Below are 13,268 nucleotides of genomic sequence, written 5' to 3'. Positions count from 1 at the left end.
GTAACGTCCCTTGTGCCGCAGACCCTAGCGCGCTGGTGGGCGCGGTGACAGGAACGGCTTCAGGTCTGATCATCCAGGTTGTCCACAGGGCCCCCACGACGCGAGTTCTGGCCAGTAATCTCGGCGTCCATGGAGCAGAGGCATCTCGGCCGTACCGGCCTGCGTGTGTCCCGGATCGGACTCGGCACCCTCACGTGGGGGCGGGACACCGACGAGCACGACGCCGCGGAGCTGTTGAAGGTGTTCTGGGAAGCGGGCGGGAACCTCGTCGACACCGCGGATGTGTACGGGGACGGGGAGTCGGAGTACCTGCTCGGACAACTCATAGAGGGGCTCGTGCCGCGTCGCGACCTGGTCATTTCCACGAAGGCGGGCAGTGTGCCCGACCCGGACCGGCGGTTCGACGGCTCGCGCGGGCATCTCCTGTCGGCACTCGACGCCTCGCTTCAGCGCCTCGGCACGGACTACGTGGATCTGTGGCACGTCCACGCCTTCGACCCGGACACCCCGCTGGACGAGACCCTCCAGGCGCTCGACCTCGCGGTCAGCAGCGGTCGCGCGCGGTACGCGGGGGTGTCCAACTTCTGCGGCTGGCAGCTCGCCAAGGCGGCGACCTGGCAGCTGGCGGCGCCCGGGACACGGACGCGGATCGCGAGTACGCAGATGGAGTACTCCCTGCTCCAGCGCGGCGTGGAGCGGGAAGTGCTGCCCGCGGCGCTCGACCTGGGCGTGGGCCTGCTGCCGTCCTCCCCGCTCGGGCGGGGTGTGCTCACCGGGAAGTACCGGGGCGGCACACCGTCGGACTCCCGGGGCGGCTCGGAGCACCTCGCGCCGTTCGTCGCGCCCTACCTGGACGACACGGCGAGCGGCATCGTGGACGCGGTGACGACGGCGGCGGACGGCCTCGCGGTCACGCCGTTGCAGGTCGCCCTCGCCTGGGTCCGCGACCGGCCCGGTGTCGCCGCCCCGATCGTCGGCGCGCGCAACGCGCAGCAGCTCACGGCCGCGTTGTCAGTGGAGAGCCTTAGTCTTCCTGACGAGATCTGCCGGGCGCTCGACGACGTGTCGGCACCGGTGCACCACTATCCCGATCACGACTGGAGCACGCTGTGAGCACGGAGCCCGAGACCACGGAGGAAGTGGAGCCGGGGACGCCGGGCGCGGGAGCGACCGCCGACCCGCAGGACGTGGACACGGATACAGACGCGGACACGGATACGGCCGCGGTCACGGACGCGGAGGCGGTCGAGGGCGGCGCGGAAACCGAAGGCGCGGCGGACGCCGCAAAGCTGTCCGAGGCAGCGGCCGAGTTGGCGGCGCAGCGACTGGAGCGGGAGCGGATCGAGCGGCGGAAGGCCGAGAAGCAGGGGCCGATCGCGGCCGGGACCAAGCTCAGCGGGACGGCCGCCGATCTGCTCGCGGCGGTGCGGGCCGTGGAAAGCGGCGAGAAGCCCGTGGCCACCGCCTTCCGTGAGCCCGAGCCGACGCCGCGCAGGGCGGTCGCCCCGCAGCCCGTGCCGCGCCCCCAGCCGGTGGCCGCCCCGGCCGAGACCTCGGCGGCCCCCGCACCGGAAGCCGCCGCCGCCGTACGCGCCGTACTGGTCGAAGGCGGCGCACCAGACACCCTCGCACCGGGTGCCCTCGCGGCACTCGGCGAGGGCGCGGACGGCCGGCTGCGCGAGGACCCCTGGCAGTTGCTGAGGGTCGCCGGGGTGCGGCCCGAGCAGGCCGACGGGTTCGCCCGCGCGCTGCTCGGCGCGGAGTGCCGCCCGGACGACGAGCGGCGCGGGCGGGCGGTCACCGTGTGGCTCCTCGAGCAGGCGGCCCTCGCCGGGCACACCGCTCTCGATGCCCCGGCGCTCACCGCCGCGCTCGCCCAGCGCGCGGTGCCGGATCCGGACGCGGCCGTGCAGAGCGCCCTCGCGGAGGGCGACGCGCTGGTCTTCCAGGACGCCCTCGACATCGCGCCCCCGGCCCAGGAGGAGGGCGCCGAGGAGTCGGAGGAGCGCCCGGTCCGCGTCCTCATCGGCCTGGAGCGGTACGCGCTGGCCGAGGAGAGCCTCGCCGACGGACTGGCCCGGGTCATGAACTCCGTACCGAAGACGGACGGCTCCGCCGACGGATGGGAGCAGGCCGCCGCGTCGGCCACCCGCTCCGCCGCGGAGCTGATCCGGGCGGTCGCGGGCCACGGCCTGGTCCTGCACACCGGCGGGCACGCGTCCCAGGCCGAGGCGGCGGCACTGCTGCACGCCGCGCGCGGCCTCGGCCTGCGCGGCTGGGCAGCCACCCACACGCCGAGCGGCCGCGACGACTGCACGGCCCAGGTGGCGCGGTACGACCTGCCGGATGGCCCCTCGGGCGACGCCGGGGACGGGCCGGTCACCGGGGTCACCACCGTCGCGGGGCTCCTCTCGGGCGCCGAGGGCCCGGGCCGGGACACGGACGGCGCCTTCGACCTGGACCTCCTGGTCGTCCTGGACGCACCGCAGCTGGACGTCGAGACGGCGGCGATGCTCGCCGAATCGCTGCCGGACGGTGCGCGGCTGGTGCTGAGCGGGGACCCGGGAGTGCTGTGGTCGGCGGGTCCGGGGCGGGTCTTCGGCGATCTGCTCGCCGCCCGGGTGTGCCCGCAGGTGGCCTCGCGGACGCCGGATCCCGGCCCCGTCGGGGAGCTGGTCTCCGGGGTCGGCATCGGCGAGCTGAACCAGGTCGAGGCGCCCGGCAAGGAAGTCGTGATCGTCCCTGTGCGGGACGCCGGCGAGGCGGTGCACCGGACCGTGCAGCTGGTCGCGGACTCGGTGCCGCGCGCCATCGGCATCCCGGCCGAGCAGACGCAGGTGATCACCCCGGGGCACGGCGGCGCCGTCGGCACCCGCGCACTCAACAGCGCGCTCAAGGAGCGGCTGAACCCGGGCCCCGGCCGCTTCGGGGGCTTCGACCCCGGGGACCGCGTCGCCCACTCCCCCGCTCCGGGTCGTACGACGGTGGGGCACGTGGTGAAGGCCGATGCCGACGGGCTGCACCTGGAGTGCTCGGGTCTGCCCGTCGTCGTACCGAAGGAGCGGGTGGAGCAGTCCGTACGGCACGGCTGGGCGCTCACGGCGCACCAGGCGGTCGGTCTGCGCTGGCCCGCCGCTGTCGTGGTGCTCCCCGGTGACGCCGCGGCGGCCCTGACCAGGCCTTGGGTCTACACGGCCTTCGGCCGGGCCGAGCGCCATCTGTCCGTGGTCCACGGGGTGGAGCAGGCCCTGCAGCGAGCGGTGGCCGAGGTCCCGCAGAAGCCGCGCACCACGCGCCTGCCCGCCCTGCTCAAGGCACAGGTCCCGGCGGCGGGCTGAGCCGCCGGCCAGGGACACGGCTCCCGTACGCGGGAAGGTGGCGGCCACCGGGCTTCCGGTGACCGCCGCCTTCCGGTGACACGGTGCTCAGCGCTCCCGCGACGGCATGTTCAGGATCTCTTCGACGTGGTGCTCAGCGATCGGCGTCCAGCGGCTCCAGATCCCCGTCCTCGTCCAGTTCGGAGTCCGGGGCGAGGTCGTCCTCCGGCTCGTCGTCGTCCGACTCGTCGTCGAAGACCGCGCTGACGTCGAAGCGACAGACCACGCGCTGCGGGTCGATCGCCTCGAAGGGGGTCTCCAGCCACTCGCCGGGGTCGGCCGGTTCGTCGGCGGCCGTGACCCAGAGTGTGGAGTCGCCCTCCTCCAGGCCGAACTCCTTGTGCCGGGAGGCGATCTCGTCCGGCTCGAACTCGCCGAACAGGACGCCCAGCGCCCCGTGCACCGTGCCGGACGCCGCGTCGAAGCCCGCGGCCGCGGTGGCCCCGTTCTCCTCCACGGCCTCCACCCGCTGGGCCTGTGCCAGCAGTCGCTGCGGCTCCACCACCGCGTAGTCCCGGCGGATCAGCACGCTCAGCGCGTTCGGCTCCTCGGGGCCCGTGTACGGCGGCAGCGTGTCGTCGCTGCCGGGGATCTCGAAGGGAGTGACCTCGTCATAACGGTCGTAGAGCAGCTCGTCGTACTCTTCGGCCGCGGCGGCCAGCTCGTTGAACGCCTCGTATACGGCCGGGTCGTCATCGCCCGACCTGCGCTCGACCGCGGCCAGGTGGCGGTCGAGTGCGGTCTTGACAGCCTCGGCGGCGGCGCGTACCTCGGCAGCGGTGGGCTGCACAGCATCAGACATAGTGCAGACGCTATCCGTACCGGGCCTCTGCCCGCACAATAGATGCGATGCCGGAATACGAATTTGTCGACGTGTACGTGCCGCGCGGGGTGTCCCGCAAGGAGACGACACGCCTGCTGACGGACCATGCGGAGTACGGACACTGGGAGTTGGACCGCCTCAGCCTGCACCCCGACGGCAGCCGCAAGGTGCGGCTGCGCCGGCGGATCATCCGCCAGGTGCGTGCCACGTGGTGAGCGAAAGCGGCTGAAACGGAGCGGGCCCCGCCCGTGCGGACCCGCTCCGGTCGCTTCGCCACAGGGGATGTCTGTGGCGAAGCGATCGCGCCTGCCCCGGCCCCCGTTCCAGGCCCGGACACTTCTCTCTGCCCTGCCGACTACGCGCCTGAGCGCGCCCGGCGGTAGAGCACGGCGCCCGCCAGCAGCGCGCCCGCGCCCGCCGGGATCACCGCGCCGATCGGCAGGTCACTGCCGGTGTGGGCGAGCTGCGCCGCGGCACTCTGCGGCTGGGAGACGTTCTGCGTCCCCGGGTGGTGGGGGTGCGAGGCGGGCGGGGTGACCGGGGTTCCGGGGTGCCCGGGCGTACCCGGGTGTCCGGGGTTCCCGGGCTGACCCGGGTTCCCGGGCTGGCCGGGGTGTCCGGGCTGACCAGGGTGCCCCGGCTGTCCCGGGTTCCCGGGCTGACCCGGCTGGCCCGGGTAACCGGGGTGACCAGGGTGTCCCGGGTGACCGGGGTGACCAGGCTGACCCGGGTGGCCGCCGCCGGGCGGATAGTGGGTGTGGCCGCCGTGTCCGTTCGCGCAGTCGTTGCCCATCGCCGGGTTGCCGACTCCGACGACGTTCACGCTGTTGCCGCACACGTTGACCGGCACGTCGACCGGCACCTGGACGTGGTTGCCGGAGCCGACGCCCGGCGAGCCACTCGCGTGCCCGCCGGCGTGGGAGCCGCCGCCCGAGTGCGAACCGCCGCCCCCGTGCCCCCCGGCGGACGACCCACCACCGTCGTTGACGCACTTGTTGCCCATCGCCGGGTTGAGCAGCCCGACGACGTTCACGGTGTTGCCGCAGACGTTGACCGGCACGTGCACCGGTGCCTGCACCGTGTTGCCCGACAGCACGCCGGGCGAGTTGGAACTGGCGCCGCTCGCACCCGAGTCGGCGTGTGCGTAGCCTCCGGTCGCGGCGAGTACGCCGGTCGCGGCCGCCACGGTCATCAGGCCCTTGCGGGTGACCTGTCGCATAGCTGAATTCCCTGCCTTAGTCCTTGACTTGGACCCTCCGGAAAGCGCACGCATCCGTCCCGTGCGTGCGCCGAAAGCCGGTCGGCCCCGGAGCGCATGGCGCACGCTCCGGGGCCGACGGGCTCAGACCCTCATGGGGTGAGGCACAACGTCACTTGTTGATGCAGGTGTTGCCGAAGGCGGGGTTCAGCAGCCCGATCACGGAGACCGTGTTGCCGCAGACGTTCACCGGGACGTGAACCGGCACCTGGATGACGTTGCCGGAGATGACGCCCGGGGAGTGCACAGCGGCACCCTGGGCACCCGAGTCGGCGACAGCCAGGCCCGCACCCGCGAGAACCAGACCACCAGTGGCAGCCGCAGCAGCGACGACCTTCTTGATCATTATTCCTCCTTGTAGGCAAATGCGATCCCCAAGTAGCGGATCACATCACCTGTAACGAGGAAGAAGTACTTGAGCTACGAGCTTATGGTCCCATTCACCCGTCCCGGGCGATCTCCGCACGTACGGGCGATTGCGGGCGTCAACGTGTCATGACGCGTCGATGAAGCGGTCGAGTACACGGACGCCGAACTTCAGCGCATCCACCGGCACACGCTCGTCGACCCCGTGGAACATGCCCGCGAAGTCCAGCTCCGGCGGCAGCTTGAGCGGGGCGAAGCCGAAGCAGCGGATGCCGAGATCGGCGAAGGACTTGGCGTCGGTGCCGGCCGAGAGCATGTAGGGCACGGCGCGCGCGATCGGGTCCTCGGCGGACAGCGCGGTCTGCATGGCGTCGACCAGCGCCCCGTCGAAGGTGGTCTCCAGCGCCTTGTCCGCGTGCACGTCCTCACGGTTGACCCTCGGTCCGAGAATCCGGTCCAGGTCGGCGAGGAACTCCTCCTCGTACCCCGGCAGGTAGCGCCCGTCGACATGCGCGGTCGCCTGCCCCGGAATCACGTTGACCTTGTATCCGGCACCGAGCTGGGTCGGGTTGGCGGTGTTCTGCAGCGAGGCGCCGATGAGCTTGGCGATGCCGCCGAGCTTGGCGAGCGTCTCGTCCATGTTCTCCGGGTCGAGCTCGGTGCCGAGCGCGTCGCCGAGCTCGTCGAGGAAGTGCCGCAGCGTCTTCGTCACCCGGACCGGGAACTTGTGCCGCCCGAGCCGTCCGACGGCCTCGGACAGCTCGGTGATCGCGTTGTCCTTGTGGATCATCGAACCGTGCCCGGCGGTGCCGTCCACGGTGAGCTTCATCCAGTGCATGCCCTTCTGGGCGGTCTCGACGAGGTACAGCCGCAGCTTCTCGTTGACCGTGAAGGAGAACCCGCCGACCTCGCCGATCGCCTCGGTCACGCCCTCGAAGAGGTCGGGGTGCTTGTCGACGAGGTGCCGCGCGCCCCACGTACCGCCGGCCTCCTCGTCGGCGAGGAACGCGAGGACGATGTCACGCGGCGGCTTGCGCCCGCTGCGCAGCCGGTCCCGGACGACCGCCAGCGTCATGGCGTCCATGTCCTTCATGTCGACCGCACCGCGGCCCCACACCATCCCGTCCGCGATCTCGCCGGAGAAGGGGTGATGGGTCCAGTCCGCGGCGTTGGCCGGTACGACGTCGGTGTGGCCGTGGATGAGCAGCGCGGGACGCGAGCGGTCCTCGCCCTCGATACGGGCCACGGTCGACGCGCGTCCCTTGTGCGACTCGAAGATCTGCGGCTCGAGCCCGACCTCGGCGAGCTTCTCGGCCACGTACTCCGCGGCCTTGCGCTCACCCGGCCCGGAGTGGTCCCCGTAGTTGCTGGTGTCGATCTGGATCAGCTCGCGACAGAGGTCCACGACCTCGTCCTCGCCAGAGACGCTCCTGGCCGTGTTCGACTCGCTCACGCTGTTTCCTCCCACTGTCACTGCTGGTGGTCCCCTCTCATCCTCCCCCCACCCCCTCCTCGCCCCAAGGCCGGACCCGGCCCGTCACACGCCGTTCACGCGGCGACGGGGTGTGACCGGGGGCCCTCGAAAGCCTGGTAATGTTTCCTCTGTCGCCGCGAGGGAAACCCCGCGCGACAAACACCTTGTCCGGGTGGCGGAATGGCAGACGCGCTAGCTTGAGGTGCTAGTGCCCTTTATCGGGCGTGGGGGTTCAAGTCCCCCCTCGGACACACAGAGGAGTGAGGGCCGCGACCATCAGGTCGCGGCCCTCACTCGTGGTACGCATCGCAGGCCTCAACTCGTCGTGTTCGCCGCGTCACGGACAGATGTGGGGCAGATCTCGTCAGGATGACATACCCCCATGTCAGAGCCCCGTCGCCCCACCGGAATCAGTGGTTCCGGTGCCCGCGTACGGCGTCCTCACATGGCTGATGACCAGGTACGCGACTAGCGTCGTACTAAAATTCAAGGCTTGTTTGGAGCTGGACCGGAATATCCCCAGGCATACCTGCGGGCCCACCAGCTCCCCGGACGCTCCGGGAACGACACGTGAGGACCCGATGGCAGCCCTCGAGCAAGGCCCCGCACTCGCGCTGTTCGACGAGGAGGTGCGCGCGGAGTTCGGCGACCCGGCGCGCTTCTCCGCCTCCGTCGCCGCCTCGCCGCGCACGCTGGTCGACATCCTCGACGCCTCCGTCCGGGCCCACCCCGACGAGCCCGCCCTCGACGACGGCCACCGGGTCCTCACCTACCGCGCCCTGGCCGTCGAGGTCGAGGCCCTGCGGCGGCGGCTGAGCGACGCCGGGGTGGGCCTCGGCGACCGGGTCGGCGTCCGCGTCCCCTCCGGCACCAACGAGCTGTACGTCGCCATCCTCGCCGTACTGGCCGCGGGCGCCGCCTATGTGCCGGTGGACGCCGAGGACCCCGACGAGCGGGCCGAGCTGGTCTTCGGCGAGGCGGAGGTGCGGGCCGTCATCGGGGCCGGGCACCGGCTGACCGTCAACGGCACCTCCGAGGTGCCCGCCGCGCGCCCCGATGTCGAGCACGACGCCTGGATCATCTTCACCTCCGGGTCCACGGGCAAGCCCAAGGGCGTGGCCGTCAGTCACCGCAGCGCCGCCGCGTTCGTCGACGCCGAGGCGGAGCTGTTCCTCACCGAGGACCCGATCGGGCCCGGTGACCGGGTCATGGCGGGCCTGTCCGTCGCCTTCGACGCCTCCTGCGAGGAGATGTGGCTGGCCTGGCGCTACGGCGCCTGCCTGGTGCCCGTGCCGCGCTCCCAGGTGCGCAGCGGCGCCGACCTGGGACCCTGGCTGGTCGAGCAGGAGATCAGCGTCGTCTCGACCGTGCCGACGCTCGCCGCGCTCTGGGAGCCGGAGGCCCTGGCCGACGTACGGCTGCTGATCTTCGGCGGTGAGGCCTGCCCGCCCGAGCTGGTCCAGCGGCTGGTGACCGAGGGCCGCGAGGTGTGGAACACCTACGGGCCCACCGAGGCGACCGTCGTCGCCTGTGCCTCCCTCATGACCGGCGAGGAGCCGATCCGGATCGGGCTCCCGCTGAACGGCTGGGAGCTGGCCGTGGTCGACGAGGCCGGCGAGCCCGTGGCCATGGGCGACAGCGGCCAGCTGGTGATCGGCGGGGTCGGTCTCGCCCGGTATCTCGACGCCGAGAAGGACGCGGAGAAGTACGCGCCGCTCAAGTCGCTCGGCTGGGAGCGGGCGTACCGCAGTGGTGACCTCGTCAAGGCCGAGCCGGAGGGGCTGATCTTCCTCGGGCGGGCCGACGAGCAGATCAAGCTCGGCGGGCGCCGCATCGAACTCGGCGAGGTCGACACGGCGCTCCAGGCGCTCCCCGGTGTGGCGGGCGCCGCCGCCGCCGTCCGGACCGCCCGCAGCGGCAACCAGCTGCTCGTCGGCTATGTCGTCACCCAGGAGGGCTGGGACCAGGCAGCCGCCGTCGAGAAGCTGCGCGCCGAACTGCCCGCGGCCCTCGTCCCGCTGCTCGCCCCGGTCGCGGACCTGCCGACCCGTACTTCGGGCAAGGTCGACCGCAACGCGCTTCCCTGGCCCCTGGAGGGCCTGGAGACCGGCGGTGCGAAGGAACAGCTCTACGGCACCGAGGCCTGGCTCGCCGAGCAGTGGAGCGAGGTCCTCGGCATCCCGGTCGGCAGCGGGTCCGACGACTTCTTCGCGATCGGCGGTGGCAGCCTCGCCGCCGCCCAGCTCACCACCCGGCTGCGCACCCGCTATCCCAGCGCCGCCGTGCTCGACATCTACCAGCAGCCCGTCCTGCGCAAGCTGGCCCGGCACCTGGAGAAGTCCGCGCAGGACGACGGCGGCGATCGGGTGATCGCCCCGGTGCCGCTGCGCGCCAAGGTGGCCCAGCTGTTCCTGCTGATCCCCCTGTTCACGCTGATGGGGCTGCGCTGGACCGTGGCGCTGGCCGCGCTCGGGAACGTACTGCACTGGTTCGGTCCCTACCCCTGGGCGCTGAGCGCCCCGTGGTGGCTCGTCGGCGCCGGGGCGGTCGTGCTCTACAGCCCGCCGGGGCGGCTCGCGATCGCGGCGGGCGGGGCGCGGCTGTTGCTGCGCCGGGTGAAGCCCGGGCGCCATCCGCGCGGCGGAAGCGTGCATCTGCGGCTGTGGACCGCCGAGCGGCTGGCCGAGTTCAGTGGCGCGGCCTCGCTGACCGGGTCCTGGCTGGAGCGGTACGCGCGCGCCCTGGGCGCCAAGGTCGGCAAGGACGTCGATCTGCACTCGCTGCCGCCGGTGACCGGCATGCTCAAGCTGGGCCGGGGTGCCGCCGTCGAGTCCGAGGTGGACCTGTCGGGGTACTGGCTGGACGGTGACCGGCTGGAGATCGGGCAGGTCAAGGTCGGCGCCGGTGCGGTGGTCGGGACGCGCAGCATCCTCTTCCCGGGCGCGCGCGTCGGCAAGCGGGCCGAGGTGGCGCCGGGCTCGGCGGTCGCCGGGCAGATTCCCACCGGGCAGCGCTGGGCCGGAGCGCCCGCCGGCAAGCTCGGCAAGGCGAAGCGTGCCTGGCCCAAGGAGCGTCCGCGCCGGGGCACGTACTGGCGGGCGATGTACGGCGCGACCGGTTTCGCGCTGACCGCGCTGCCCGTTCTTTCCGCCGTGGCCGCGCTCCTGGTGGCTCATCTGTTCGTGAGCGCGGACGCCGGGCTCGGTGCGGCCCTGCGCGGCGCGGCGCTCGCGCTGGTCCCGGCCACGCTCACCTTCGGGCTCGCGTACGCGCTGCTGCTCCTGATCGGTGTGCGTCTGCTCAGCCTGGGCCTGCGCGAAGGCACGTACCCGACGCACAGCCGGATCGGCTGGCAGGCCTGGACCGTTACGCAGCTGATGGACCGCTCGCGCGACACGCTGTTCCCGCTGTACGCGGGGCTGATCACGCCGGTGTGGCTGCGGCTGCTCGGCATGAAGATCGGCCGGGGTGCCGAGGTCTCCACCGTCCTCGCGCTGCCGAGTCTCACCACCGTGGGCGAGGGCGCCTTCCTCGCCGACGACACCCTGACCGCGCCGTACGAACTGGGCGGCGGCTGGATGCGGATCGGGCGTGCCGAGATCGGCCGCCGGGCCTTCCTGGGCAACTCCGGGATGACCGCGCCGGGCCGCAGCGTGCCGGACGGCGGGCTGGTCGGGGTGCTGTCGGCGACCCCGAAGAAGGCGAAGAAGGGCAGCTCGTACCTGGGTCTGCCGCCGGTGAAGCTGCCGCGCTCGACGCAGGACGGCGATCAGAGCCGTACCTACGACCCGCCCGCGCGGCTGCTGTGGGCGCGGGCCCTCGTGGAGCTGTGCCGGATCGTGCCGGTGTTCTGCTCGGCGGCGCTGGCGGTGCTGACCGTCGCCGCGCTCAGCGCGCTGGGCGTCTGGGCGCCGCTGCTGGCCGGAATCGTGTTCCTGGGCGTCGGTGTGCTGGCCTGCCTGACGTCCATCGTGGCGAAGTGGCTGCTGGTGGGCCGGCACCGGGCGGGCGAGCACCCGCTGTGGAGCGGTTTCGTGTGGCGCAACGAGCTGGCGGACACCTTCGTCGAGGTCGTCGCCGTGCCGTGGCTGGCCGGATCCGTGCCCGGTACGCCGCTGATGACGGCGTGGCTGCGCGGCCTCGGCGCCCATATCGGCAAGGGCGCATGGATCGAGAGTTACTGGCTACCCGAGACGGACCTGGTGACCCTGGAGGACGCGACCACGGTCAACCGGGGCTGTGTCCTGCAGACCCACCTCTTCCACGACCGGATCTTGCGGACGGATACTGTTGTCCTCCGTGAGGGCGCCACTCTGGGCCCGGGCGGAATCGTCCTTCCCGGCAGCACAGTCGGGGCGCGCAGCACGCTGGGACCCGCGTCGCTCGTCATGGCGGCGGAGTCCGTCCCCGACGACACCCGCTGGCTGGGCAACCCGATCGAGGCATGGCGTTCCTAGGCGCGGCCCGTACGGCGTCCGGGGACGGTGCACCGGCACGTCGTACGAGCACAGCGCAGGGAGCAGACGCAAGCGTGAGCGTTCAGCAGACAGTGGGTTCGGACCCGTACTTCCCGGCCAACGGTGATCCCCGTTACCGGGTGCACCGGTATGAGCTCGCGCTGGACTACCGCCCCGGCCCCAACCGGCTGTCCGGCACCGCGCGGCTCAACGCCATAGCGGGCCGGGCTCCACTGGCCGAGTTCCAGCTGAACCTGGCCGACTTCAGGATCGGCCGGGTCCGGGTCGACGGCAAGGCACCGCACTACACGCACCGGGGCGGCCGGTTGCGCATCCGCCCGCCGAAGCCGATACGGGCCGGGGCCGCGTTCACCGTGGAGGTGCACTGGTCGGGCAACCCCAAGCCGGTCCCCAGCCCCTGGGGCGAGCTCGGCTGGGAGGAGCTGGAGGACGGGGCGTTGGTGGCGAGCCAGCCGATCGGCGCGCCCTCCTGGTACCCGTGCAACGACCGCCCCGCCGACAAGGCTTCGTACCAGATCTCGATCACGACGCCGTCGGCGTACTCGGTGGTGGCGGGCGGCCGGCTGCTCACCCGCACGACGAAGGCGTCGACGACGACCTGGGTGTACGAGCAGGCGGCGCCGACCTCCAGCTATCTGGTCGGGCTGTCGATCGGGAAGTACCAGACGGTGCTGCTCGGCGACCCCGGGCTCGGCGGCGTACCGCAGACGGGGCATCTGCCCGCGCACCTGCTCGCCGCGTTCTCCCGGGACTTCGCGCGGCAGCCCGCGATGATGGAGCTGTTCGAGCAGATCTTCGGGCCGTATCCGTTCGGCGAGTACGCCGTCGTGGTGACCGAGGAGGAGCTCGATGTCCCCGTCGAGGCACAGGGGTTGTCGCTGTTCGGCGCCAACCACGTGGACGGGGCGCGGGGTTCGGAGCGGCTGGTCGCGCACGAGCTGGCGCACCAGTGGTTCGGCAACAGCGTGTCCATCGCGGACTGGCGGCACATCTGGCTGAACGAGGGCTTCGCGAAGTACGCCGAGTGGCTGTGGTCGGAGCGGTCGGGAGGCCGTACGGCCCAGCAGTTGGCCGCTCTCGCGCACCGCAAGCTGTCCGGGCAGCCGAAGGACCTGGTGCTGTCCGACCCGGGGCGCAAGCTGATGTTCGACGACCGGCTCTACGAGCGCGGCGGGCTCACCCTGCACGCGCTGCGCTGCGCGATGGGCGACGACGCCTTCTTCCGTATGCTGCGCGGCTGGGCCGCCCTGCACCGGGGCGGCGCGGTCACCACGGCGGCGTTCACCGCGCATGCCGCCCGGTACTCGGCCGAGCCGCTGGACGACCTGTTCGGGGCCTGGCTGCGTACGGCGAAGCTGCCGCCGCTGCCCACCCTGGCCGTACCGGTCGCGCCGATGCCGGCCCGCCCGACGTACCCGCCGACCAACGCCGACTCGGCGTAGCGCCCTCCGGGCCGGGAGAGAGGCCCCTGCGGGCCGGGAGAGAATGGCGG

9 protein-coding genes and 1 tRNA gene are annotated in these 13,268 nt (G+C 72.3%); 6 read left to right on the top strand and 4 right to left on the bottom strand.

Translation table 11 applies throughout. From position 1 onward, the window contains the following. Positions 1–129 precede the first annotated feature (129 nt). Positions 130–1,113, top strand: a complete 984-nt coding sequence (locus ACZ7M3_RS19735) for an aldo/keto reductase (protein WP_168507582.1) — start codon at positions 130–132, stop codon at positions 1,111–1,113. Next, positions 1,110–3,338 (top strand): helix-hairpin-helix domain-containing protein, encoded by a 2,229-nt coding sequence (locus ACZ7M3_RS19730; RefSeq protein WP_472064783.1) that lies wholly within the window; start codon positions 1,110–1,112, stop codon positions 3,336–3,338. Before ACZ7M3_RS19735 ends, ACZ7M3_RS19730 begins: the two co-directional genes overlap by 4 nt. A gap of 133 nt (positions 3,339–3,471) precedes the next feature. On the opposite strand, the gene ACZ7M3_RS19725 is transcribed toward ACZ7M3_RS19730, so the two are convergent. Continuing rightward, the gene (locus tag ACZ7M3_RS19725) at positions 3,472–4,179 is read right to left on the bottom strand and encodes a hypothetical protein (RefSeq protein WP_472064781.1); all 708 of its coding nucleotides are present in this window, start codon (positions 4,177–4,179) and stop codon (positions 3,472–3,474) included. A 47-nt stretch (positions 4,180–4,226) separates the two neighbouring features. Here ACZ7M3_RS19725 and ACZ7M3_RS19720 point away from each other — a divergent pair, with 47 nt between their 5' ends. Further along, a complete protein-coding gene (locus ACZ7M3_RS19720; RefSeq protein ID WP_054231126.1) occupies positions 4,227–4,415 on the top strand; it encodes a DUF5703 family protein in 189 nt (62 codons plus the stop codon). 140 nt (positions 4,416–4,555) lie between these two features. Here the strand turns inward: ACZ7M3_RS19720 and ACZ7M3_RS19715 are convergent, their stop codons facing one another. From ACZ7M3_RS19715 to ACZ7M3_RS19705, 3 genes are all read right to left on the bottom strand, one after another. Then, positions 4,556–5,419 (bottom strand): chaplin family protein, encoded by an 864-nt coding sequence (locus ACZ7M3_RS19715; protein ID WP_472064779.1) that lies wholly within the window; start codon positions 5,417–5,419, stop codon positions 4,556–4,558. A gap of 151 nt (positions 5,420–5,570) precedes the next feature. Then, positions 5,571–5,804 (bottom strand): chaplin ChpH, encoded by a 234-nt coding sequence (gene chpH, locus ACZ7M3_RS19710; RefSeq protein WP_054231124.1) that lies wholly within the window; start codon positions 5,802–5,804, stop codon positions 5,571–5,573. Between the two features lie 147 nt (positions 5,805–5,951). Beyond that, complete coding sequence (locus ACZ7M3_RS19705; protein WP_472064777.1) at positions 5,952–7,277, bottom strand: M20/M25/M40 family metallo-hydrolase; 1,326 nt, start codon at positions 7,275–7,277, stop codon at positions 5,952–5,954. 187 nt (positions 7,278–7,464) lie between these two features. Here ACZ7M3_RS19705 and ACZ7M3_RS19700 point away from each other — a divergent pair. The 3 genes from ACZ7M3_RS19700 to ACZ7M3_RS19690 all read left to right on the top strand — a co-directional run bounded on the left by ACZ7M3_RS19700 (position 7,465) and on the right by ACZ7M3_RS19690 (position 13,218). Next, positions 7,465–7,549 (top strand) — tRNA-Leu (locus ACZ7M3_RS19700). Positions 7,550–7,879: 330 nt separating this feature from the next. Then, positions 7,880–11,755 (top strand): Pls/PosA family non-ribosomal peptide synthetase, encoded by a 3,876-nt coding sequence (locus ACZ7M3_RS19695; RefSeq protein WP_472064775.1) that lies wholly within the window; start codon positions 7,880–7,882, stop codon positions 11,753–11,755. 74 nt (positions 11,756–11,829) lie between these two features. Beyond that, positions 11,830–13,218, top strand: coding sequence for a M1 family metallopeptidase (locus ACZ7M3_RS19690; RefSeq protein ID WP_351303748.1), 1,389 nt, complete (start codon positions 11,830–11,832; stop codon positions 13,216–13,218). Positions 13,219–13,268: the final 50 nt, after the last annotated feature.

This window comes from Streptomyces sp. NPDC111656 (assembly GCF_055656965.1).
Note: the sequence above shows the minus strand (reverse complement) of the source record. Positions and strands in the feature narration are given on the sequence as shown.

What these genes read in the sequence shown, in the direction of transcription:
- ACZ7M3_RS19735 (WP_168507582.1), top strand. Translation starts at nt 130, where the DNA reads ATGGAGCAGAGGCATCTCGGCCGTACCGGCCTGCGTGTGTCCCGGATC.
- ACZ7M3_RS19725 (WP_472064781.1), bottom strand. Translation starts at nt 4,179, where the DNA reads ATGTCTGATGCTGTGCAGCCCACCGCTGCCGAGGTACGCGCCGCCGCC.
- ACZ7M3_RS19720 (WP_054231126.1), top strand. Translation starts at nt 4,227, where the DNA reads ATGCCGGAATACGAATTTGTCGACGTGTACGTGCCGCGCGGGGTGTCC.
- ACZ7M3_RS19715 (WP_472064779.1), bottom strand. Translation starts at nt 5,419, where the DNA reads ATGCGACAGGTCACCCGCAAGGGCCTGATGACCGTGGCGGCCGCGACC.
- chpH (WP_054231124.1), bottom strand. Translation starts at nt 5,804, where the DNA reads ATGATCAAGAAGGTCGTCGCTGCTGCGGCTGCCACTGGTGGTCTGGTT.
- ACZ7M3_RS19695 (WP_472064775.1), top strand. Translation starts at nt 7,880, where the DNA reads ATGGCAGCCCTCGAGCAAGGCCCCGCACTCGCGCTGTTCGACGAGGAG.